This window comes from candidate division WOR-3 bacterium, from assembly GCA_039801905.1.
GTDB lineage: Bacteria > Hydrothermota > Tepidihabitantia > Tepidihabitantales > JBDRVQ01 > JBDRVQ01.
In genome coordinates, this window is sequence record JBDRVQ010000016.1 from 1 (window position 1) to 24,494 (window position 24,494).

A 24,494-nucleotide genomic window follows, 5' to 3' on the forward strand; every position below is an offset into this window, starting at 1 on the left:
GCTTTCTCTCCTAATAAAATTTTTAGCGCCTCTCGGAAATCACCGCTCGATAAGCCGTAGAGGTATAATTCCGGAAAGGTTTCTAAAAGTTTAGGGCTGGTTCGCATATATGGGGGTAAGATTTGGGATGCAAATGGCTCTGAACTATCACTTACCCGGGGCATCTTTATTTCTATGTGACCGCAACCAAGATTAACACTCCTCCGACTATATCCGTTTCGATAACCCCGAAATTTCTCCTTGGGAACCCTTTCGTGCCTCTTTCGGGCTAAAAATTCATCCCGCTCCAATTTTAAGGCTTCCTCAATTGATTCCTTAGCTCCGTTCCTCGCTATCTCGTCAAGGATACTTTTTAGCCAGAGCCTATTTTTTTGAAGGAGCCTCCGTCTTCTCTTTTGCTCTCGGCGGTTTCTTTTAACCCTTGATTTTTTAGAGATTTTAAGAAAAATACTCATGGTGTGTCTCCTTTGGCGGGTGCTGATTTTGGTGGCACCCGCCTTTTATTATAATCAAATATAACTCCTCTTTCAATTTTCCACATAATTTGAATATATCTCCCAGTTAAACCCTCCCTTACCTTCCCGATACGGCTCGGGATTACACCCCCTATTAGACCCTCGGTTAGACTCCCAATTACACCCTCTATTATATCCTCCATTAAACCCTCTATTAGACCCTCCATTAAATCCAGGATTACACCCTCCCTTAAACCTCCCCTTACGCCCCCTATTAAATCCCCTATACCGCTCCCTATATCGCCCCCCACTTTTTATAAAGATAAAACCATCCTTTCTTACCCTTCATCCTCTTTCCTTTGGATTTTCCCTTTTGGGATTAGTTATTTTGGAGGACCTCCGTGATTATCAATAAGACCCCCTTTATTAGACCTTTATTTTCTGCTCGGTCGCTTTGGGAAATTGAAAGCCAAATCTTTGGTGGTATCTTTCCCAACCCCTCTCAAATCTCTTAATTGGGTCTTTCTTCTTTATCTTTATTCTCATAACTCCTCCGGTAAAATGATCCCAAAGATATCAATCCGAATCCTCTTTAAGATTTCTAAATTTAAGCCCCTTTTGTGCCATTTTTCCTCTTTAAGGCGGATCTCTCTAAATAGGGGAAGCCCGGCATATTTATTGGAGAGGCGGTATAACTCTCGGGCGTAACAGAGATAGAAAGGGAAATTTGAGACTGGGCAGTCGTATTGGGAGAGGGTGGCTTTGGTCTTTATCTCAATCTCTGTGATTTGGGCGAAGTAGGAACTAATCTGCTCCAGCATTGATCTGCCGAATCGGGTGTATCTCTTCTCAATCACATTCGGGTCTAAATTGGACTCATACTTTTTGACTCTCTTTAAGGCATCTCTTACTCCCATATTTGCCTCCATATAATATAACACCCAAAAAGGCAAAAACCTTAATAAAAACTTGCCCTCAAAATCTTAGGGGTTGACTTTTCCTAAGAATCAGTTATGATAAAAAATGTTAGGGATAATTTTAAGTATCTTTGTTTTTAACCTAAATTTAGAATTAGTGCAAGTGGAAAAGGTTCAAGAAGAACCTTTCCTTTATTCTGCGGGCGGTCAATTTCTCTACCAGATTGAATACGGAAGAGAAGCAGTCGGTGAAATTCCCGTAAAAAGATTTTCCCTTTATGATAGAAAAGGAGACCTTCTCTGGTTTAAGGAGTTTCCCGAAGAAGAAGCCTTCTTCGTCTCCGATCTCGGTTGGGTCGTTGGTGTCTTTGGTTCCCATCCCAAAGCCCGGCTCACCTTCTATGACGGAAAAGGGAAGATTAAAAAGAGGTTGGAGATAGAATATCCTTATGGCTATTCCTTTTCTCAAACTGGTAATTTCTTTTACGCCAATACCGCGCGAGGGATTTTGGCTTTTAACCGAGAAGGAAAGGTTATTCGGAATTTTGGTTTCGGCGGACCATTTTTCCCTTCGCCTGATGACAAATTCTTCGCGGTAAGAAGAGAAGACTCCCTCTTCCTTTTTAAGGAAGGGAAAAATTTTGGCAAATTTCCCCTCGCCTCTTTAATGTTTAGAGACCTCGCCTTCTCTTCGGACAATAAACTTTTGGCGGTGGCAGAGAAACATCACATCTCCCTCTTCTCTCTTGAAAAAGATATCCAACTCCTCTGGCGCAAGGAATTTGACCGTGCCACCTCCCTTTTGCAAGTGGCGGTTGATGATAAGGGCACTGTTTATCTGGGAGGGGAAACGGAAAGAAGAGAAGGCTTCTTATCCGTTCTTAAAGAAGGCGAAGAGAGGGAAAGGGTTAAAATTTCTTATCTCGCCCCTTACGAAACGATTTTAGAAATTTTTTTATCCCCCAATTCCGTTTCGGTTCGGACAACCGAACAAAGGTTCCATTTCTCAGTGAGTGGTGATTAGAAAAGTAAGATTTTTCTTACTTCTCCTTTCCTTTTTCCCATTTCTCCTTCTGGGTATTGGCTGGCCCTTGCCACCAGGAGATTCGGTCTATCCCTTAGGAAATAACTGGGGAAATTTTCAGGATTATGGCGGTGGGCCTTACTTCCATAACGGAATTGATGCCATAACTGTTGGGCAACACAACCGACCGGTGATTGCGGTTAGTAAAGGTTGGGTTAAAGCCTGGCTGACGATTGAAGCCGAGCTCCACTGGCGATTGGCAATCTGCGATTCCAATTTAAGTTTTACCGGAAGGGCGCCGGGTTGGCTCTATGCCCACATTGACCCGAATCGCTACCACAAGCAGGAAGGTGATTCAGTTCTCCCCGGGGATACGATTGGTTACCTTGTCTATTGGTCGGTATCCGGTTTTGACCATATCCATTTTGCCCGGATCTCTGATACTGGTAGTCTCTGGCGCCGAGGAAGTTCCCAACCCCAAAATCCCACCTGGTGGTTCATCCAAAACCCTTTAACCATCATCCAACCTAATACCGACACTGTGAGACCGGTATTTGAAAATGCCCGAACCGGACAACTCTTTGCCTTTTGCCGGAATAATTCCTCCACCTATTTTAATGACCTAAATAATCTCAATGGGGATGTTGATATTATCGCCAAGATTTACGATAAGACTGGCTTTTCAACTGGAAACCCCACCTGGGATAAATTAGCCCCTTACAAGATAAAATATTCTATTCGGGGGAGATATGCCCGAATTCCCGAAACCTTATCTTTAATCTTTAAGTACGGGCTTCCGCCCAGTGGCAGTAACGAAATAAGGGTTGTCTATAAAGACGATGCCACCTGTAACAGCCGGGGTGATTACAATAATCGGGATTATTATTTCATTGTGACAAATACCGATGGCGATTCTCTAATTGAGATGTCCGATACCACGGGTAAGTGGCGGACGCAAAACTTTCCGGATGATTACTATTGGGTAAAGGTAATCGCCGAAGATGTCTGTGGCAATTGGCGGGCGGAAAGTATCTTAGTAAAAACTAATAATAATAACCCGATAAGGGATGTTGGAGTCACTAAGATTCTGAGCCCAACCGGAATGGTTGATTCGGGGACGGTTATCATCCCGGCCTGTTCTCTTTATAACTACGGGGGAGTGAATGAAAACTATCGGGTGCGGATGAAGATTGGCAACTTTTATAATGATACTGCCCGGATCACCAACCATTCACCCGAAACCTACCGCTATTTAACCTTCCGCCCCTGGGAAGTAAAAGAAGTGGGCAACCATCCCGTCTCCTGCTCCACGGAATTGGCTAATGATATGGATTTAACAAACGACAAAAAATCCGATTCGGTCAAGGTGCAAAGACCGGTGATTAGGGATGTCGGCTGTCAAAAGATTTTAGCCCCAACCGGGACAATTGATTCGGGGAGTAGCGTTATCCCTGCCTGCTCGGTTTATAATTATGGTAACACCCAAGAAAGTTATTCGGTGCGGATGAAGATTGGGGATTTCTATGATGAAGTCACTTCCGTCTCTAACCACCTACCCGGCACCTCCTACTACCTCACATTTCCACCCATCACCTTTAATTATCCAAGGGGAAGTTATTTCCTCTCTTGTTCCACTCAACTCTTTTCCGATACCAATCCCGCCAATGACAAGAAGGTTGACTCCTTAAAGATTATAGTTAAGGATGTGGGAACAATCTCTCTTCTCCTGCCGAGTGTAATTGACTCCGGATGTTTTATCACCCCTGCCTGCTCGGTTTATAACTTTGGAGACCAGATGGCAAGTTATTGGGTTAGATTAAAAATTGGTAATTTTTATCTTGATACGGTCTGGGTGGCAAACCACCAACCAGGAATTCCCCTTTACTATACTTTTTCCATGTGCCAGATGAATGAGATTGGCACCCACCTGGCTTCTTGCTCCACGGAACTTACCGGTGATATGCACCCGGAGAATAATAAAAAGGCTTTCGCCATTAATGTCCAGAGGGGAGATTTTCCTGATGTCGGGGTGAAGGTGATTGTGGCACCCAAAGGGTTAATCAATTTGGGAGAAGAAGTTATTCCCGCCTGTACCGTTTTCAATTATGGTAACACCCAAGAAAGTTATTCGGTGCGGATGAAGATTGGGGATTTCTATAACGAAGTCACTTCCGTCTCTAACCACCTACCCGGTACTTCCTACTATCTAACCTTTCCTCTTTGGCTTGCTAACCAAAGCGGTGTTTATTTAGTCTCCTGCTCCACAGAACTTTTTAGCGATCGGCATCCGGAAAACGACCGAAAGTCTGATACCGCCTTGGTAATAAAACCAAGTATGCCCGCAGGCTGGATTAAAATTGGGGATGTGCCATTAGAACCGGATGGAAAGAAGATAAAAAGTGGTGGGGCGATAGTGGTGGTTAATGAGACCCTTTACCTCATAAAAGGGAACAACACCCGCAACCTCTATAAATACTTCTTTTATACGACCCCGCCTCCTGATCCATTCGCCCAGTTAACTGATTCCCTACCCCTTGGTCCTTCGGGAAAGAATGTGAAGAAAGGGAGCGCGATGACAACCGATGGCCGTTATCTCTATATCGCCAAAGGGGCCAACACGAAGGAGTTCTACCGTTATGATACAAAGAGAGAGGAGCCAATTTGGGAAACACTACCGCCAATAGAAGGGGAAAGAGGGCTTAAAGGGGGCACAGGTCTTGCCTATCTCAATGGATATATCTATCTTCTGAAAGGTTCTAATACGAAGGAGTTCTACCGATACCATATCCAAGAGAAGTTTTGGGAAAGGAGAAGGGATGCTTTGGGAATAAAGGGATACGGTGACGGTAGTTCTCTCGTCGCTTATGATGACACATCAATCTTTCTCCTCCAGGGTAAATATAATAACTTCTATCGCTACCATCCGGAGAAGGACTCTTGGTACGAGAAGAGCCCCCTCCCTTTCTACCATCCGCAACTCAATCGGAAGAAAAAGGCAAAGGAAGGAGCAGCGCTTGCCGGATTTAGTGGTCTGGGCAGCATCTTTGCCTTTAAGGGCGGAAATACTAATGAGTTCTGGAAATACGAGCCAATTCGTGATACTTGGATTGGGCTTGAGACAATCCATTTGGGTCCGGAGAGGAAAAGGGTTAAAGGGGGTGGTAGCCTCTGTGCCAGTGGCTCAGAAAACTTTATAAAAATTGGTGCCCTAAAAGGTAATAATAGTACAAGCATCTGGGGATTTTTCATCCCCGACCCGGAAAGAATCGCTTCTCACCCAGGAGTAACTCCTGAGAAACCCTTGCCTCCTCAATCTCTCAACCTTTCCATCACTTCCTCCCCCGCTCCCCAATTTCCATCGGTTAAAATTTATAATGCTCTCGGCTTTTTAATCGGAGAGAGGAAGTCAAGAGGACTAAATCTTCCTAATGGTATTTACTTCTTAGAAGTAAAGATGGGGAATAGAATAAAAAGGCAAAAGATTATCTTTATAAAGTAAAATGAAAAGGATAAAAATTATTGGCACCGGTTCCTACCTGCCGGAAAAGATTATTAATAATTTTGATTTAGAAAAGATGGTGGACACAAGCGACGAATGGATTACGGAAAGGACCGGGATTAAAGAGAGGCACATCGCCCGGGAAGACCAAGCAACTTCGGATTTGGCTTACGAAGCGGCAAAGAGGGCACTAACGATGGCGGATGTTAAGGCAAGTGACATAGATACGATAATCGTTGGCACGTCTACCCCGGATACTGTTTATCCTTCAACCGCCTGTTGGCTCCAAAAAGCATTGGGAGTTAAGGGAAGTGCTGCCTTTGATGTCAGCGCTGGTTGTTCCGGCTTCCTTTATGCCTTAGAGATTGCCTCGAATCTCATCGCGCAAAAAAGCGCCCAGAAAGTTTTGGTCGTGGGCGCCGAAGTGATGTCAAAAGTGGTCAATTGGGAAGACCGGGCAACCTGCGTTTTATTCGGCGACGGTGCCGGAGCCGCGGTTATTGTTCCCGCGGAAGGGAATTCCGGCATTCTTGCTTCTTATTGGGGGGCGGATGGTAATTTAGCCCCTTTACTCTATCAACCCGCTGGTGGCACAAGACTACCCGCTTCTGAGGAAACCGTGAGGAAAAGACTCCATTCGGTCCATATGGAAGGAAGGGAAGTCTTCAAGTACGCGGTCATCTGGATGGGGAAGGCAGCGCTTAAGGTTTTATCCGAAGCCAATTTGACGCCAGAAGAGATTGCCCTCTTTATACCCCATCAGGCAAATATGCGGATTATTGATGCCACCTTAGAAAAGGTGAAGATACCAAAAGAAAAGACCTACTTAAATTTGCCCAGATGCGGCAATATGTCCGCCGCCACGATTCCGGTCGCCCTGGATGAGGCTTATCGGGAGGGAAGAATTAAAGATGGTGACTATATCTTACTCTCCGCCTTTGGCACCGGTTTTACTTGGGCGGCGATGGTATTAAGGTGGTGAATATGATTGAGATTAGATTCCACGGTCGGGGAGGTCAAGGGGCGGTGGTCGCCTCCGAGATATTGGCGAGCGCCCTATTTCGGGAAGGAAAGTTTGTTCAGACATTTCCGGAATTCGGCGTGGAAAGGAGGGGAGCTCCCGTCCAAGCCTTCCTTCGCTTATCGGACAGTCCAATCAGGGTTCGCTATAAGGTTTATCACCCGGACCACATTGTCATCTTTGATAAAGTCCTGATCAACCAGGTACCCATCTTTGAAGGTTTGAAAAAAGGGGGGTGGGTCTTAATCAACACCAACTCCTCTCCCCAAGAATATAAATTTCCGGATTATCACACTGCTACTTGCGATGCCACAGGAATTGCCATCAAGTATAAGTTAGGACCAAAAACCGCACCTATCGTCAATACCGCAATGTTGGGTGCCCTCTTACGCATTTTGCCTCTGGTGCAAATTGAAACCTTAGAAGAAAGTATCAAAGAATACATCAAGAAAAGAGCGGAAGATAATATCTTGGCGATGCGGGAGGCTTATAATGAGACAAAATTTTAAAGAGATGAGAATTGAAGACTATCCGGTTTGTGCCATCTCCTTGGAGACAACCCTTCTCAATAAAACCGGCACCTGGCGCATCTTTCGGCCGGTATATGAGAATAAAATCCCACCCTGCCGGGATGCCTGCCCCGCGGGTGAAGATATCCAAAGATACATCTACCTCTGCCAAAAAGGAGAATACGAAGAAGGATACCGGACCATTCTGAAAAGTAACCCTTTCCCTGCCATCACCGGTCGGGTCTGCTTCCACCCCTGTGAAGATGCCTGTAACCGAAGGGAATACGACGAGCCAATCGCCATTCATCACATTGAGAGATTTCTGGGTGATTACGGGTTGGAAAAGATAGAAAAGAAAGATTCTACTCGGCGAAAGGGGAGAACGGAAGTGGGACAAAAAGCGGCGGTAATCGGTTCGGGTCCCAGCAGCCTTGCCTTCGCTTATTACCTCTCCCGGGAAGGTTTTAGTGTCACAATCTTTGAGAAAGAAAGCCTACCCGGTGGTTTATTAAGAACCGGTATCCCCGCCTACCGCCTGCCCAAAGATGTGTTAGACAAAGAGATTAAAAAATTGGAAAGATGGGGAGTGAAATTTATTACGAATACCTCTTTCCCGAAAGAGGTTTCCCTTTCTGATCTGAGAAAAAATTACGCCATCATCTTTTTTGGCATTGGCGCCCAGAAGGAGCGAAGGTTGGATATCCCCAATGAGGATTCAGAAGGTGTCTTAGAAGGGATCTCCTTTTTAAGGATGATAAACTTAGGGAAAAAGCCAAGGATTGGGAAAAGGGTCTTAATAATTGGTGGTGGCAACACGGCGGTTGATTGCGCCCGAGCTGCCAAGAGGTTGGGAAAGGATGTCACTATCCTCTACCGCCGGACCAAAGAAGAGATGCCGGCTTCCCCAGAAGAAATCCAGCAAGCCGAAGAAGAAGGGGTAAAGATTCATTATTTAGTCGCTCCGGTAAGGGTCTTAACCACTAGGGATAAGAAAGTAAAGGGTTTAGAATGTATACGGATGAAACTGGGCTCTCCTGATAGTTCGGGCCGGAGAAGGCCAATTCCGATTAAAGGCTCCAACTTCTCAATCCCCGGGGAAACCGTCATTAAAGCGATCGGCGAGATAGTAGAGATGGAAATCCTTCCCAAAGAACTGGAGAAGACCCCTTGGGGGATAAAGACCGACCAATTTGGGAAAACCAACCTTCAAGGCATCTTTGCCGGGGGGGATTGCGTGACCGGCCCGCAGACTGTGGTTAAAGCAATCGCTTGGGGGCGAAGAGCCGCAGAAACGATTCTGGGGAAGAAAACAGAAGAAATAAGAAAGGAGATTGTCAATTTTAACCTTTTGAATACTTTCTATTTTGAGAAAATGGCGAGGGTTAAGATGCGCTCCCTCCCCTTAAAAAAGAGGAAGACCTTCCAGGAGATAAATCTTGGCTATAACGAGGAGGAACTTTTAAGGGAAACCGGAAGATGCTTTTCTTGTGGAGTCTGTAACCAATGTGACAACTGTTATGTCTTCTGTCCGGATTTAGCGGTAAGGAAGAAGGAAGACGGTTACGAGTTTGACTATGACTATTGTAAGGGGTGTGGTGTCTGTGCCCGGGAATGTCCCCGGTGTGCGATAACTATGTATCCGGAGGCGGAAATATGAAACTTCAGGAGATTACCGGAGTGAAAAAGGTTGTCACGGGCAACCATGCGGTTTCCTACGGTGTCCTTCTGGCACGGGCTCAGGTGATTGCTGCCTATCCCATTACCCCTCAGACACAGATTGTGGAACTCCTTTCCGAATTCTGTGCTACTGGTCTCTTAAAGGCGAAATTCATTAAAGTGGAATCCGAACATTCGGCAATGGCTGCCTGTGTCGGTGCCTCCATCAGTGGAGTCAGGGCATTCACCGCTACTTCTGCCCAGGGCTTAGCCCTAATGCATGAGATGTTGCATTGGGCGGTTGGTGCCCGCCTACCAATCGTTGTCGCCAATGTCAATCGGGCGATGGGCCCAGGCTGGTCGGTTTGGACCGACCAGAACGATTCCCTCTCCCAAAGAGACGTCGGGATGATTCAATTATACTGCGAATCAAACCAAGAGGTCTTGGATACAACAATTCAATCTTTTAAGATTGCCGAGAAAGTCCTTTTACCAGTAATGGTTATCTTGGATGCCTTTGTCCTTTCCCACACCTCAGAACCGGTTGATATTCCGACCTTAGAAGAAGTTGACTCCTTCCTCCCTCCTTATCAACCGAGGCATTACTTAGATATCAATAATCCTCAGGCATTTGGTGGCTTAACCAGTCCTGACCATTACTACGAAATCCGGATGAAAATTGAACTAGCACACCAAGAGGCATTAAAAGTGGCAAAAGAGGTTGATGAAGAATTTAAAGAAAAATTCGGTCGGGGTTATGGATTAGTAGAACCTTACCATTGTGATGATGCCAAAGTGATTCTTGTCACCTCCGGCACAATCACCGGCACCGCCCGAGAGGTAATTGACGAAGAAAGAAGAAAAGGGAGAAAGGTTGGTTTATTAAAAATTCGGCTCTTTCGTCCCACTCCAAAGGATGAGATTAAAGAAGTTCTCTTACGAGCGGATAAGATCGCGGTCATTGACCGGAATATCTCCTTCGGTCATTCTGGAATATTCGCCCAGGAGATTAAGTCAATCTTCTATAATGCCTACCGGAAACCACCAATCTTTGATTTCATCATCGGTTTGGGTGGTCGCGATGTCCGAAGCGAAGATATCAAAGAGATTATTGACTATGTCTTCAAAAAGGATTATCCAACTGAAGACGCAATCTTTAAGGGGGTGAGACTATGAGAAGGTGGCAAGAGGCAAACCGAACCGAAGAACTGATGAACTCAGGACATTTTGCCTGTCCGGGTTGCGGCGGTGCCTTAGCGATGCGCCTTGCCTTAAAGGCACTCGGTAAGAAAACGATTGTTGTCATTCCCGCCTGTTGTTGGTCAATAATTGATGGGCCATTCCCTTTACACTGTCTTAAGGTTCCGGTCTACCATACCGCTTTTGAAACCGCGGCGATTATGGCGAGTGGGATAAAAGCGGGATTGGAGATACAGGGGAAAACCGATATCCAGGTTTTAGCGTTTGCGGGTGATGGTGGTACTGCCGATATTGGCATCCAAGCCCTCTCCGGGGCTTGCGAAAGAAATGACGATATAATTTATGCCTGTTATGACAACGAAGCCTATATGAATACTGGTATCCAGCGTTCTTCGGCTACCCCACTTTTTGCCTGGACCACAACCACCCCCGAAGGGACACCAAAGGGAGAACCAAAAAAGAATATGGTGGAGATTGTTGCCGCCCATCGGGTTCCCTATACCGCCACCGCCTCGGTCGGTTTCCCTGAGGACCTAATCGCCAAATTTAAGAAGGCGAAGGGAATTAAAGGACTAAAATATATCCACATTTATGCCCCTTGCCCGACTGGTTGGCGAATGGCGCCGGAGCTTTTAATTAAAGTTTCCCAACTGGCTACCGAAACCTGCATCTTTCCTTTATACGAAATTGAAGATGGCATAAGATATAGGATAAATTACTACCCAAAAGAGAAATTACCGGTAAAAGAGTATATTAAAATTCAAGGGCGTTTCTCCCATCTCACTGAGAAGGAAATCGACCTTATCCAAAAGAAAGTAGATTTTGAATGGGAATTATTAAATAAGAGGGTAGCAGCAAAGTTTTAACCCTCCCTTAAAATTATTTCATTTTATCGGGAGATGAGGAAAACTTTCTTCACTTTTCGGTTTTTTCCCTTTCCCACCTCAACCAGATAGACCCCAGCCGGTAAATTTTTAAGCGCTTCCTCCTTCTCCGCCACCAATCTTCCCAAAGGATTATAGACCTTCACTTCCAGAAAGGGAACTCCTATCTCGGAGAGGATTGGTTGGGAAGTTCCTCCGAATTCTTCGCTTGAAAAGTTTTTTGCCAAAAATTCATCTCCGGTGCCTCCGGAATAGCGCCAGAGACCAGTGGTATTATTTCCTTTCAGAGCAAAGATATAACCATTTTGGTAAACTAAGAAACCGCCACCCTTAACCCCTTTATTTTCGCTTCCCGAAGGTAAAAATGGAGCAGGACTCCAATTATTGGCACCAATATCATATACCCAAAACTCATTACTATTCCCACCCTTAAAGGCATAGAGTTTATTGTTCGCAAAAACGATTGCTCCCCCTTCCTTCACATATCTTTTCCTACCAACCGTTGGATGAGTAAAAGGTAGAATTGAAGAGAAACCACTAACCCAGGCATCACTGGTAATGTCGTATTTATGTAACTCGTTATACTTTGCCCGCAGACAATAGATTGTTTGATTACCATCAAAGGTAATCGCACTCCCAATCTGATAACCTTTATCCGGAGAACTGTAAGCCGGTGCTGATTGCTTCACTTCCCAAGTATTATCCATCACATCGTAGAGATAAAAATCCTTCGTCTTTGAACCCTTTAGTAGATAAATACATCCCCGGCCATTCTTCTCACAGTAGACCATTCCGGTGCCGCCTTTTAATGCCACCCCAGGGATTTGGCTTAATGATGTTAAACTTAAAGGATTTGTCTTTGGTGCCCGATAGAAAAGACTTTTATTACCACCCGGAACAATATAGATATAATCGCCACCTGCTAAGATAAAACCACCTTTCTTTATCTTTAAATCCTCGCCCCCGTAACGAAGATTACCAATAAAGGCGATGCCATTAGTTAGGGGATTAAAACGATAAAGGCTCGGCTTATTATTTCCTTTCAGAACGAAAATCGTTGTATCATCAATCACCGCTAAACCGCCACCGCTCTTCACCGCCTTACCATCCGGACTGAATGGCACATCCGCTACTTTCTCCCAACCAGTGATTGGCGAATAAATTTCCAGATTCTTTGCCAACTCATCGTTTCCGGAATTTTCATCCCCGCTTAAGGCGGTGTGAGCACTAATCGCATAAAAGCCAATTATAGGAATTGAGACCTGAGGAAAGGAAATCTCCTGCCACCCATCCGGTGGTAAGTTATTAACCGAAGCCGTCTCCTTATAGATTGTCTCCGCTGGTGGTCGGACAATAATAAACCAGACCGGAAAAGAAGCGCTATTCAACCCGTAATTTTCCACCCTAATTTTAGGAGAAAATAGACTATCCTTCTTTACCCGGTTGGGTGGCGAGAGAATCTCTGCCACTCCGACATCCCAATTATAAACCACAGTCCGAAGACTGCACTTATAAGTAAAGGTTAAATTATTGGCTGAACCCTGCCATTGCGTAACAGTAACGGCGAGAGCGATATGGGAATGACCAGAAAAAGAGACCGTCTTTATACCGCGATTCCAAGGATACGGCAAAACGAAGCCATAAGTATCCGAAGGAGGGGTTTTATAACCAATCGCGTATCCTGACCAGAGATAATTATCTTCGCCATCAAAAACCATTCTCAGATAGTTTGTGCCGCCAGCCGAAAATTGAATGTAATTCGTCCCACCCGGACCCGAAGGATAACGATTGCCTTGATCACCTGTAGCCGGATAAGAATTATGATTCCGAAGCACCGAAGATGGCGGCCAGAGGTTAGATTCGGAAAAATAATGAGTGGGATCGGCCCGCGTACCGGTGAAATAACGCCAGAGTCCGTATTCCTTTAAGGCATTAGTTAAGTTGCTGGCAAAATTGCCAAGGGCATCATTTATACCGGAAAGGGTATTCTCTCCGGAAACTTGTCCCATCCTTTCCCAGGCTCTCCTTGGGCAACTTATTGCGTAGCACTCCGCAAGAAACATCGGCCAGAGACAACCCGCATATTCATAAAGGTCTTCATCACAGGTTATCGGCTTGTGCGGAGAATCTAAGGGGTCTATTGACCAAGAGAGATAATCCATATACTGATTTTCATTATCATAGCAGACATCTTCCATCCAGGTGGCGCAATTCTCCTGCCACCAGTCATCTTCTAAATAACTATAACGAAGTTGGGAAGCGTGATTAAACTCATGGGAAGAGACAACCCTTAAATCACGGAAAGAGAGCCCCGGAGCAATTTCCATATAACTTGTGGCACCGTCAGGATAGGGATTGGTATAGAGATACTCTCCCACTGTCCTTCCCATCACATAGAGACCGAGGTCTCGGATATAGACATCATACCGGTCATCCGGACCTGCCCCATCCGGTGGTGGAGATGCCCAACCTAAGGTATCAATCTGTTTTGCCCAAGAATACTCCATATACTTAGAAAGCGATTCCGCATAAGCCCGAGTGGTCGCATTCGTTCCGATGGTATCAAAATGGATAATGAAATGGGTAGAATAGACATATTTCGGCCCATCCGGGGGCCTTGGGATCTTTTCTCCCATCCTAAAAACCCTTAAAGCCTCTTGCGTACCGCACCATTCCTTCTTCTCCGCCCATAAAAAAGCAATAAAAATTAAGAATAAAAAGATTGTTATCTTCTTCATATCTTCTCCTTTTTAACTTAGAATTATAAGAATAATTTCTCTTTTGTCAAAAGAAAGATCTCTTTAAATAAAGAGGGTATTTTTTTAATTTCCTCCTTATCCCAAAATAGACTCCTTCTATTTTAATTCAATAAAAGAACTTTCTTCTTGATATCAATTTTCGGGCCAAAAATTTGCAGAAAATAGACACCTCTCCTTAACTTTTTAGACACCTCTACTTCTATTGTCCCATTAACCTCTTCTTCCCTCTCCTCCAAAAGGCGGCCATTAGCAGCAAAAAGCCTTAACTTTATCCGCCCTTCTAGCCCCTTAATTAAAATTCTCTTCGGAAGGAAACTGATGACGGAAAACTTTTGCTCCTCCGTTAAAGCAACACCCATAACGAAAAAGGAATCGGACGCGGTGGAAACACGATATTCACCGTCACTAAACTCAAAATGAAACCGATGCCAACCCGGAGCGAATCCGGTTTGGGAGCGGATAAAAATTGCGCCATCTAAATAATAGTGGTCAGGAGAACCGATACGGTAGGGAGTGCCGTCAATATAAATATTTCGGATAAAAGGGAGGTGGTTATTAGTATCTTTATAAAGAACCGAAAAGTGAAAGGTATCTTCGGGTGCGCCACTCCTTGGTATAACTTGTCCGTTAGTTAAAACCGGTGGGTTATTGGTTCCGATGGTAAAGTTATGAGTATTCTGGTAGAACCGGCAAGGTTGGGTACCATCGGCAAAGGTAAATTCGCCACTCAAGCTCACCTGCGCCGTGGCACCAGTGATGGCAATCAAACCTTCATAGGTCTCAAACTGAGGGTCGTTAATTAAATCATTCAGGCGAAAGCGAATGTCCAACTGATTTCCGGATATTGACTGGTCAATGCTACTAATCCGGGTAAGCGTTCCTAATGGGTCATCCACGTGGAGTCGGTAGAGTCCCGGTTCAACATTGATCACCCCTGGGATATTAATACTGGCCCTTATCGCTAAATAGACATAATCGGTATCGCGTATAAAGGGTCGCGGGTTGATTATTGCCGCTCCGTAAATAAACCAAGGACCGAGAAGCCCAGCACTATAAGGCCAACTGGTGCTATTATTGATGAGCCTGATGTAGATATACTCTGCTGAATAGCTAACGAAAAAGTCTCGCAATTCCAAATTTGCCCTTCCCCCAATTTGGCAGTCATTATCCGGCTCATCACCCGTGAAGGCTAAAAGGTTGGCGGTGGGAGGCCAGGTATTATTCACATTCTTTGGGCTTTCCGTAGCAAAATTTAAAGAATCCCTATCAATCGCAAAGCAGTAATAGGTGATCGTCCCAGAAGAAGGGAGGATTCTCATATTCTCCCAGGTTTCTTCATAAAACCGCTCACCCATTCGGGAAAGAGGAAGACTTTCCCAGGTCGCTTGATTATCCCTTGAATATTTTAACCAAACGGAAAGAACGGAATCTAACCCGATTGGGTTCCCTAAAGTGTCCTTTATTGTATCCGGAGGGGCATCAAGATGAAAAAGACAGGTATCGGTACCAACCGGTGCCGAGCTTGTGATATTTTTTAGATAAGGAGCGGTAATGCTAAAATTTTCAAATTGTCCTGAAAGGTAGAAAAAGACAGCACTACTTAAAAAAATGACTAATCCTTTCATATCTCCTCCTCATCTTATTTAGGGATTATTATCTTCTTTCTTTTTCCTGTTTCTGATTTTAGGATATAAATACCCGAGGGAAGATTTCTAAAACTTTCCCCTTTTCCTTCCTCTAATTTCTTCCCAGAAAGCTCTCTTAATGCCTTGATTTTTCTCCCCGTAATGTCATAAATTGTCCATTCGGTTAACCCATCTTGCTTTTGGGAAAAGTGAAGCCCCCTCTCTTCCAAAGCAATAAAATTCCAATAGCAAGCGATATAATAATCGTAGTAACTACCTCTACCTTCACTCCATCCGGCAACACCATACTCCGGATAAGAGGCTCTATCGGTACCGGTAGCGGCAAACCCGTAGTCATTCCTTCCCGCTGGTCCGTCATAGAAATGACGGAATCTCTCCCGACCCGTAAAACCGAAGTAAAAGAGAGAAATATAGTCATAATCACCCCGGTTGCTTTGGGTAGTGCCGGTAACTAAAAGGTAGCCGCTAGAAAAGGTTAAACCGAAGGCGAAATCGTCTCCACCACCATCATAAATCTGGCGCCAGCGCTCCACCCCATTTTCATCATAGCATATGCTTAGGATATCATAACCGGAGATTGGAGAGTAACTATATCCGGTGACGCAAATAAAATCCCAAGTCCTGGTCCATTTTATTCCCCAGGCGTGGTCATCCCTTCCTCGGTCAACGCGCCTTGTCCATAGGGTCTCACCCGAGGGCGAGAGTTTCAGGAGCCAGTAATCGGCGTTTTCTCCATAAGAAGTGCCAACAATATAAATATTCCTATTCTCATCGGTAGCGATTCCTGCCGGATAATCGTCGTCGTTTCCCGGTCCATTGAAGCGCTTTTGAAAAACCAAGTTTCCGTTTTGGTCATATTTCAAAACGAGGTAGTCAAAATTATTTCTCCCACCCCAAGAATAGAGTGCTAAGATGATGTTGCCTTCCTGATCAATTGTGAGCGCGCGGGGAATATCGTCACCGTTTGAATCATTATTAAAAATTCTGGTCCATAAGGTTTCGCCCTCCCCGTTATATTTTACAAGTAAGGCATCGTATCCCCTGTGAACGTCAAAGAAAGAAATGCCTGCAACATAAAAATTCCCTTCTCCGTCTATCTCCGAACAATAAGGTAAATCATCAGAATTCCCAGGACCGTTAAGCCTCTTTTCCCACAAGAGTTCGCCATCTGCTCGGTATTTGAGAATTAAAAAATCATACCCACTCCTCACTTGGCTGTAACCGATGACAAAAGCATTCCCTTCCCGATCAACTCTTAAATCCGTGGCGGCGTCGTAACCGTTAAACTCTGAGTTATACCTTCTCGCCCATAAAACCTCTCCGCGTTCATTATATTTTATCGTGAGAAAATCGTAATAAGAAGTATCTCCATAACTTTTTCCTGTCACATAGACCAAAGCCTCATAATTACAGGGGAAAAGCCGGATCGCGGCTGGATAATCTGCCCAGTTTCCCGTTCCGTTATATCTCGCCTCCCAAAAGGTCTGAGAGTGAAGGAAGGAAATTAGGATGGGGGAAAAGAGGAAAAGGATAAAAATTTTCCTCTTTAAAAAATTTATAATAGTCATAATACCTCCTTCAATTTATAATCACCAACTTCTTCATTAGATTCTTTTCTCCGATGTTCAAATTTAAGAAATAGACGCCCGCTGATAATTTAGCATTTTCCTTAAATTGGTGTTCTCCCGAAGAGAGAAAACCCTTATAAATCTCTCTCACTTTTCTACCAGTCTGGTCAAAAAGGTATAAGGAAACTTTTTCTTCTTTTGGTAAATAGAAAGAGAAGGCTAAGTATCGCGCTGGGGAAACAATTTGGATAGGAATTTGTCTAATGTTCGGCGTCCAAGAAAGAATCGGGAGATAAGAAGAAGCATCCGGTACCAAAAGATGAGAAGGTCTTTCCGGGTCGTGGTAGATAAAATTAGTGGCAACTAAGGTGTTAAGGGTATCGTTTCGCCGAAAGGGTGCCCCGGTATTCGGATTCCTCTCAAACCTTGGGTAGTTGGATGAAGTGATACTCACCCTTAATCTATGACCGGTATTAAAGACATAAGCAGTTGACCAGAGGTCAATTTCAAAGGTATCAACCTCATAAGGTGTGAGGAGGTCTTCTCGGTCAAGTCCATGCCTTTTTCTCGCCATTAAGATATTGTCGGTCAAAAGAATACTCCTTCCATCCGGATAGACATCCGAGACCCTCACCACCCAATCAGTATCAAGCCGGTTAGAGGCACCAAAAAGGATAAGTCGCAACTTACCGCAAACCATCACGGGCGAAGGAAAAGGCGAGGTCGTCCAAACTAAGACATCACTCCTTGCCTCAATTGGTCGCTGGTCTCTCGGACCATATCCCCCCGGAATGCCGATGTATTCTCTCCCACCGATCGTCGGGCAAGGATTTCTTGGGTCATAAAAAAAAGAATCTGGCGGTGATGGAGAAGGTAAAGTAGTATCTAAAATTCCGCCCGGCTGAAGATAATATCTCTTCTCCACCACCTGCGGCAAGGGCCAGGTGTCAGCAAGAACCCAGCGATTCCAAAGGCTCGTATCCGGAGTTGTCACATCGCCCATAAGATAAAATCGCACCTTCGGTTCCTCCATAATCCCTGTAGAATCGCCTCTTAACCAGTAATCATACCAACGGACCACCTCCATAATCTGTTCTTCTTCGGACATCTCCGCATTGGGCGGGAATGTGAGTTCTCCTTGGCGGCGACTTCCCCAGGCACCACCATGTCCCCAAGGTCCACAAAATAACTTTTGATTCCGAAACCGCGCCTGTAATTCCGAAAATGCCAAAAGTTGTCCGTCGGTATATAAGTCAAACCAACCAGTAATATGAAACATCGGATAGGGAGCGGAGTCCCAGCGGGTGGTTAAATCAACAACCTCCCAGAAGGGAGAATAGTTAGGATGGTTAGCGACCGAATCAATGAGCCAGGGTGTGCCGACACCAGAAAGCCAAGTCTCAACTAACGCCTTCCGAAAGACGCCACCGTTATAGGCGACATAATGATACATACTCGGGCCGGCAACAATCGGGGCAAAACAACGAACCCGAGGTCTTGTCCCAGCAGCGAGATATTGGGTCATCCCGTGTGCTGATGCCCCATACATTCCAATAATTCCGGAACACCAACCTTGAGATAAAAGCCACTCAATCGCATCATAACCATCTCGTAAATCTCCCCAACCATCAGTCAAAAATACCATCGGCTCCCCTTCCGAACCGTGATACCCGCGTAGGTTTTGAATAACGAGCGCATAACCCTTAAAATCGCATAAGAGATAAGCAAATATTGAATCTAAATCTCGCTCGTCATAGGGAGTTCGGTTGAAGAGCGTCGGATAAGGAGGTGGGAAGGTAGTAGGGAGATAGACGGTAGTTGCCAATCGGACACTATCCCGCATCGGGACCATAAAATTAAATTTAATAAATGAATAGAGAGAGCCGAGAGGTATTAAAAATAATAAAAATAAAGCAGGAAAAAGATGGTAGGAAATTCTCCTCATATCTCCTCCTGATAAATAATAATACCAAAAAATTCTAATGTCAACTTCAACTTGGCTATAATGTTTCTGCCAAAATCGGAAAAAGATTTTGGCTAAGTTTGGTCTTATCTAAAGATACCCTCCGCCAGAGGCGAGAAGAAATAAACTGATGACATATTTTATCTCTTTCCCATAAGGGATATAAAATATTCGCCATCCATCTGTCAAAAGCCCTAAACCATAAGCGATAAACCAAAGCCAAATGCGAATATCAATAATAAACCTTCCTTAATAGAAGATGGCGATAGGCTTCACTAAGTCTTAAGGTCCAGGCGGTTTTTGAAATATTTCTTCCGGTTGGTTTAAGACGGGTTTAGCCATAATCTTAAAGATTTTGCCAAAGTTTTTGGTGGTCCACTAATTTGAAGAGCCTTTGGATATTCCCAAATCTGAGATCTTAGGTCTTAGAGTGATCATTTTTAACTCTTGCCTCTAAATATTGACTTATCCTTGAAATTTCTTAAACTACTTGATGTTAAAGATAAAGATGAAATTTGGTTTGGAAATGATTGTTTTCTCTCTTCTTTTATCTTTATCTTCTCTTTTCGGCACTCAGAATCTCTGGTTAAAGATAAAAGAGAAGTATAAGAAAGTGAATACTATTCAGGGGAATTTTAGCCAAAGGGTCTGTTCAGAAGCAGAGGGAACTTGTGAAGAATTCCAAGGTTATTTCTATGCCCAAAAGCCAAATCTCTTACGGGTGGAAGTGAAAAAACCAAAAAAACAACTCATCATCGCCGACGGCGAATCACTCTCTATTTCCGTTGAGGGAAAAGAAGTGAGTAAAGTTCCCCTTACTGAGACCCCACCTTTCCTTTTATTCTTTGCCCTCCTTAGGGACTCTTTTAATGTTCAGGTAAACCCGAATAAAAACCGGGTCCTACTCCAATTAACACCCGTTGACACTTCTTACTATTCCCTCTTTTTGGGAGTTAATCAGAAAAACCTTTTAATTGAAGAAATTAGATTTGAGGATTGGGAAGGAAATCGGACGGAAATCTTCTTTACCAATTTAATGATTAATAAAAGGTTATCCAAGAAACTATTCCAAAGGAAGTGATGGTCAATAAGGATTTAGTAAAGTCAAGTGATTATTGCTTTGCCTGTGGGAAAAAAAATCCCATCGGTTTTCATTTAGAGATAAAAGAGGAAGGCGAAGGGGTGAAGACAACCTGGCAAATGAGAAGAGAATACGAAGGCTATCAAAATATCGCCCACGGTGGTATCATCGCCACCCTCTTAGATGAGATGTGTGCCTGGGCTTGCCGGAAGAAAGGTTATCTCGCCCTCACCGGCGAGTTGAAAGTCCGGTTGAAGAGACCGCTCACCGTTGGAGAAAGTGTCAAGATTACGGGACGCATCCTGGAAAAGAAAAAAAATCTTCTCCTCTGCCGGAGTGAGATGAGAAACGAAAGAGGAGAACTGGTCGCCTTCGCCGAAGCGAAGATGGTCCTTTAGTGAAAAAGGTTTCCGTTATCTTTTTGGGTTGTCCCAAAAATTTTATTGATACAGAGGCAATCTTAGCCACCCTCTACAAGGGTGGGTTTAATCTCGTAAATGATCTAAGAGCAGCAGAAATTGCTATCCTCACCACCTGCGCCTTTATTAAAAGTGCCCGCCGGGAGACAAATAGGAAAATCCGAAAACTCATCCGCTTAAAAAAGGAAGGGAGATTAAAAAAAGTTGTGGTCTTCGGTTGCCTTGTCCAGCAGGCGAAAGAGAAACTTTTAAGCCAATTCCCGGAAATTGACCATTTCGTTGGCCTTGATTATATCACAAAAATTCCCGAGATGCTCAAAGGGAAAGAGCGGATTGTGTATAAATTGAAGCCAACCTATCTTGCCTTTGACCGTTTCCTCCAAACCAAATCTTATGCCTATCTAAAAATCTCCGAGGGGTGTTCTAATTTCTGTGCCTATTGCCAAATTCCGAAAATCCGGGGAGATTATCGCTCCCGACCAATGGAGGAGATTCTTGAGGAGGCGAAGGCAATTGCCCAAATAGGAATCAAAGAGATAATTTTAGTCTCTCAGGACTCAACCCTCTACGGTACTGACCTCTATCGCTCCCAAAAACTCCATCTCTTATTGAAGGAGTTGACAAAGATTAAAGGGATTGAATGGCTCCGTCTTCTCTATACCCACCCCGCCCATTTCTACCCTGAACTTCTGGAAATTATCAAAAATGAAGAGAAGATCTTAAAATACATTGACTTCCCCCTTCAACACATCTCCGATAAGATCCTCTACCTAATGGGTCGGGGATATTTAAGAGAAGATGTGGAAAGAATTCTTGATTTCCTATTTCGGATCCCAGAAATGACAATCCGGACAACCTTCATCGTTGGCTTCCCAAAAGAGACCGAAGAAGACTTCCGAGAACTCCTTGATTTTACCAAAAGCGTGAAGTTTGACCATATCGGTTGTTTTCTTTACAGCCGGGAAAGGTTCACCCCGGCTTATTACCTTTCTCCCCAAATTCCCTACCGCGTGAAAAAGGAGAGGCAAAGGCTCCTCCTCTCCTGTCAGAAGAAAATCTCAGAAGAGAAATTGAAATCTCTCATTGGTAAAGAGATGGCGGTAATGGTTGACAGAAGGGTAAATGGAAGAAGATATTCCTATCTCGGGAGAACCTACCGGGAAGCCCCAGAAATTGACGGATCAGTCTTAATCCGGGGCAATAATTTAGCCATCGGTAAAATCTATCCGATGAGAATAGTTGCTGCTACCGCCTATGACCTTTATGCGGAAATGGCGCCACGGGGATTTGAACCCCGGTCGCAAGGTTGAGAACCTTGTGTCCTAGGCCAGCCTAGACGATGGCGCCGGAATTCAATTTTAATGAGAAAATGGACGAAGTCAATTCCAGAGGCGAATTAAAAGAGAAGAGGCCTTCCTTCGCTTCCGTTCTCAAGATAAGAAACTTTCTCTTCCTCTCCCTTTCCGGTGCCGTCTCCCAACTCGGTGACCGGTTCACCCATATGCTCTTAATCACCCTCATTGAATTATATAAACCAAAGAGTAGTTTCGCCTATTCCCAGGCATCGCTCACCTTCACCCTCCCCAATCTCCTCTTAGCCCCGGTGGTAGGTGTTTTGGTTGACCGATGGCAGAAACAGAGGATAATGATTAAAGCCCACTATCTCCAAAGCCTTATCCTTTTTTCAACTCCTTTTCTCATCCATCTCACCAAAAGTTTCTTCCCGGTCTTTTTCGTCCTCTTCCTCTTCTTCGGCATTGATCTATTTAATAATAGCGCCAAACCTTCCCTCATCCCAGTGGTGGTGGCGAAAAGAAAACTTTTATTAGCCAACTCCTTAGACCTTACCTTTACCCGACTGGCGACAGTTTTGGGAATGGTGATTGGTGGTTTCTTAATCAAATGGACTGGTTGGCGCTTGGGTTTTTTCCTCAACGCCCTAACCCACTTCACCGCCGGCAGTTTAGTCTTAGGGATGAAACTCCCCCCTTCCCCAGAGGTAAAAAGATCTAAACCATTGAAAGAAGAGATTCTCTTCGGTCTTCGGGATTTCTTTTATAAAGTGAAAGAACTCCTTTCTTATCTCTTAAAAGAAAAGATTGTTCTCTTTGTCATCTTCTCCATTTTCATTTTAGCCGCTCTTGCCAGTTTCTCCTATGCGGTTCTCATCTTCCTAATCCAACAGGTCTTAAAATTGGGAACTAGTGGTGTGGGAATTTTTGCTGGTATCTTGGCGATTGGGATGATTAGTGGTAGTCTTTTAATGAGTTTTCTAAAACCATCGGCTAATAAGAAACTCTTAATTGTCTATTCCTTTATCCCCTTCTCCCTTCTATTTTTTCTGGGCGGTTTCTTTATCAAGATTTGGTTTATGGTTCTGGTGGGAATTGTCGCTGGTATCCTCTTTTCCGTAATTACCGTCTGTCAGAATACAATCTTACACGAAGAGGTTCCCGAATTTATCCGGGGAAGAATCTTTGCCACCAAAGAGTTCTTTAATAATTTAGCCTTCCTTTTAACCGTTATGCCGATCGGCCTTTTAAGCGACCTCACCTCCTACCGGACGATGCTTATCTTGTCTGGCTTTTTTCTCCTCTTCATCTCCATTTTAGGCCTCATCTCCTTAAAGCGATGGGAAAGATAACTCGGGTTCTACCCTCTTTTAAGCCCCTAATTACTCCCCCAATTAAACCCCAGATTAAACCTTAAATTAGACCCCTTATCCGATCTATGATTAAACCCTTTATTAGACTTTCCATTATTCCTATTATTATCCCCTTTATTAATAATCCAATTACCCTGATTCTTAGACGCCGATTTAGGGCAAGAATTAGGCTAATTGTTAAATCTTCTATTAGACCCCTGATACCATCCCCTGTATGGTATACCCCATTTTATAAAAATGAGCCTCTCCCTTTTAAGGGAATAGAACTAATTATTTATTTAGTTTATTTTATTTATAGAATAATTTTAGAAAATGTCAAACCAATTTACCACCTTCTTATTGATAATCATAATTTTTATGGTATCTTGTCTTTTACTTGGAGGAATTATGAAAAGACTTCTCTTAATTCTTATCTTTTTCTCTTCCTTTCTTATTCTCTGCCGAGGAAAGGGAGATGCCGAAGCCGATCGAGAGGCGATCCTCCGCCTCATCAGGCAGGATACAGTTTGGTTTAATGCCAATACCGAAGTTGACTCGACCGATACGACAATGATTGCCCTCAACGATACCCTATTAATCTGGTGGCGGGGAGCCCAAACCCATTCCGAGCCAATAATTTATGTTGGCGTGCACGGAGATTCGGCTTTCGTCACCTGGGCGCGGGCAAATTTCGGTCCTTTCTACCTTTTAATTAAGCCACCAGATACCACCTGGCTTTTCTGGACAAAAAATGTCTCGGAGACGGCAAAGATTCAGGCGGTATTTAGAAGAACCGGAGATATCAATGATACTGTAACCCGAGGTTGGCAGTTGAAGAAGATTTCCCTTGCCTGGGGGCAATCGGATTCGGTCCACACTGTGCGGATTGATAGTTTAAGGATTCAATCAAGTTCCTATCCCAACCTTTTAATCACCAACCCCTTGGAAAATTTCTTTTCCCTTGATAGTTTAATCGCCTTCTCTCCGGGAGAGTTAGTTACGATAACCCTTTATACCAATGCCACTAATGCCGATGCCTTCCTCCATACCTTCATTCTGGCTTGGCCCTTTTATCTCCGGGTACCTTTTAATAATTTAGGCAATGGTGTCTTCACCGGCACTTGGCACGTCCAACTAATCCCCTTTCCAAGATATGCCTTCTTTGACCTCTTAAATCATGCGACCCTCTTCACTCCGGATTATAAATATGATTTTAACGGTTGGCTTTTACCTTATCGGATAAAATAAT

Annotated in this window: 19 protein-coding genes and 1 tRNA gene; 11 read left to right on the forward strand and 9 right to left on the reverse strand. The window is 44.2% G+C overall.

Annotated elements, in window-relative coordinates:
• The 3 genes from ABIL00_04350 to ABIL00_04360 all read right to left on the reverse strand — a co-directional run.
• Positions 1–455: transposase (locus ABIL00_04350; GenBank protein ID MEO0109992.1), on the reverse strand; the 455-nt coding region annotated here is incomplete at its 3' end.
• Positions 452–766, reverse strand: a complete 315-nt coding sequence (locus ABIL00_04355) for a hypothetical protein (protein ID MEO0109993.1) — start codon at positions 764–766, stop codon at positions 452–454. The genes ABIL00_04355 and ABIL00_04350, both read right to left, overlap by 4 nt.
• 231 nt (positions 767–997) lie before the next feature.
• Positions 998–1,372 (reverse strand): hypothetical protein, encoded by a 375-nt coding sequence (locus ABIL00_04360; GenBank protein ID MEO0109994.1) that lies wholly within the window; start codon positions 1,370–1,372, stop codon positions 998–1,000.
• 106 nt (positions 1,373–1,478) lie between these two features.
• On the opposite strand from ABIL00_04360, the gene ABIL00_04365 reads away from it, so the two are divergent.
• Genes ABIL00_04365 through ABIL00_04395 form a run of 7 tightly spaced genes read left to right on the forward strand, consistent with a single transcriptional unit; the run spans position 1,479 to position 11,147 of the window.
• Complete coding sequence (locus tag ABIL00_04365; protein ID MEO0109995.1) at positions 1,479–2,396, forward strand: hypothetical protein; 918 nt, start codon at positions 1,479–1,481, stop codon at positions 2,394–2,396.
• A complete protein-coding gene (locus ABIL00_04370) occupies positions 2,386–5,895 on the forward strand; it encodes a hypothetical protein (protein ID MEO0109996.1) in 3,510 nt (1,169 codons plus the stop codon). The genes ABIL00_04365 and ABIL00_04370 overlap by 11 nt, the downstream gene beginning before the upstream one ends.
• Position 5,896: 1 nt before the next feature.
• On the forward strand, positions 5,897–6,877 hold the full coding sequence (locus ABIL00_04375; GenBank protein MEO0109997.1) for a beta-ketoacyl-ACP synthase III: 981 nt from the start codon (positions 5,897–5,899) through the stop codon (positions 6,875–6,877).
• 2 nt (positions 6,878–6,879) lie between these two features.
• Positions 6,880–7,425 carry a 2-oxoacid:acceptor oxidoreductase family protein gene (locus tag ABIL00_04380; GenBank protein ID MEO0109998.1) on the forward strand — a complete coding sequence of 182 codons (546 nt, stop codon included), beginning with the start codon at positions 6,880–6,882 and terminating at the stop codon, positions 7,423–7,425.
• On the forward strand, positions 7,409–9,082 hold the full coding sequence (locus tag ABIL00_04385; protein ID MEO0109999.1) for an NAD(P)-binding protein: 1,674 nt from the start codon (positions 7,409–7,411) through the stop codon (positions 9,080–9,082). Before ABIL00_04380 ends, ABIL00_04385 begins: the two co-directional genes overlap by 17 nt.
• Positions 9,079–10,257: a pyruvate ferredoxin oxidoreductase gene (gene porA, locus ABIL00_04390; GenBank protein MEO0110000.1), complete on the forward strand. Its 1,179-nt coding sequence runs from the start codon at positions 9,079–9,081 to the stop codon at positions 10,255–10,257. Before ABIL00_04385 ends, porA begins: the two co-directional genes overlap by 4 nt.
• Entirely contained in the window at positions 10,254–11,147 is an 894-nt protein-coding gene (locus ABIL00_04395; protein ID MEO0110001.1) for a 3-methyl-2-oxobutanoate dehydrogenase subunit beta, read from the forward strand. The genes porA and ABIL00_04395 overlap by 4 nt, the downstream gene beginning before the upstream one ends.
• Before the next feature lie 23 nt (positions 11,148–11,170).
• Here ABIL00_04395 and ABIL00_04400 read toward each other — a convergent pair whose 3' ends face one another.
• From ABIL00_04400 to ABIL00_04415, 4 genes are all read right to left on the reverse strand, one after another.
• On the reverse strand, positions 11,171–13,903 hold the full coding sequence (locus tag ABIL00_04400) for a T9SS type A sorting domain-containing protein (GenBank protein ID MEO0110002.1): 2,733 nt from the start codon (positions 13,901–13,903) through the stop codon (positions 11,171–11,173).
• Positions 13,904–14,025: 122 nt separating this feature from the next.
• Positions 14,026–15,549 (reverse strand): hypothetical protein, encoded by a 1,524-nt coding sequence (locus ABIL00_04405; protein MEO0110003.1) that lies wholly within the window; start codon positions 15,547–15,549, stop codon positions 14,026–14,028.
• A gap of 14 nt (positions 15,550–15,563) precedes the next feature.
• Complete coding sequence (locus ABIL00_04410) at positions 15,564–17,138, reverse strand: SBBP repeat-containing protein (GenBank protein ID MEO0110004.1); 1,575 nt, start codon at positions 17,136–17,138, stop codon at positions 15,564–15,566.
• A gap of 10 nt (positions 17,139–17,148) precedes the next feature.
• The gene (locus tag ABIL00_04415) at positions 17,149–19,083 is read right to left on the reverse strand and encodes a CocE/NonD family hydrolase (protein MEO0110005.1); all 1,935 of its coding nucleotides are present in this window, start codon (positions 19,081–19,083) and stop codon (positions 17,149–17,151) included.
• Between the two features lie 511 nt (positions 19,084–19,594).
• Between ABIL00_04415 and ABIL00_04420 the strand changes: the two genes are divergently transcribed.
• Together ABIL00_04420 and ABIL00_04425 are read left to right on the forward strand one after the other, a co-directional pair.
• Positions 19,595–20,182, forward strand: coding sequence for an outer membrane lipoprotein carrier protein LolA (locus ABIL00_04420; GenBank protein MEO0110006.1), 588 nt, complete (start codon positions 19,595–19,597; stop codon positions 20,180–20,182).
• Complete coding sequence (locus ABIL00_04425) at positions 20,182–20,580, forward strand: PaaI family thioesterase (protein MEO0110007.1); 399 nt, start codon at positions 20,182–20,184, stop codon at positions 20,578–20,580. The genes ABIL00_04420 and ABIL00_04425 overlap by 1 nt, the downstream gene beginning before the upstream one ends.
• An 842-nt stretch (positions 20,581–21,422) precedes the next feature.
• Here ABIL00_04425 and ABIL00_04430 read toward each other — a convergent pair.
• Both ABIL00_04430 and ABIL00_04435 read right to left on the reverse strand, forming a co-directional pair.
• The gene (locus ABIL00_04430; GenBank protein MEO0110008.1) at positions 21,423–21,629 is read right to left on the reverse strand and encodes a hypothetical protein; all 207 of its coding nucleotides are present in this window, start codon (positions 21,627–21,629) and stop codon (positions 21,423–21,425) included.
• Positions 21,630–21,873: 244 nt separating this feature from the next.
• A tRNA-Glu gene (locus ABIL00_04435) sits at positions 21,874–21,948 on the reverse strand.
• On the opposite strand from ABIL00_04435, the gene ABIL00_04440 reads away from it, so the two are divergent.
• Both ABIL00_04440 and ABIL00_04445 read left to right on the forward strand, forming a co-directional pair.
• Entirely contained in the window at positions 21,941–23,245 is a 1,305-nt protein-coding gene (locus ABIL00_04440) for an MFS transporter (protein MEO0110009.1), read from the forward strand. The genes ABIL00_04435 and ABIL00_04440 overlap by 8 nt on opposite strands.
• Positions 23,246–23,653: 408 nt before the next feature.
• Positions 23,654–24,493: a hypothetical protein gene (locus tag ABIL00_04445; GenBank protein MEO0110010.1), complete on the forward strand. Its 840-nt coding sequence runs from the start codon at positions 23,654–23,656 to the stop codon at positions 24,491–24,493.
• Position 24,494: the final 1 nt, after the last annotated feature.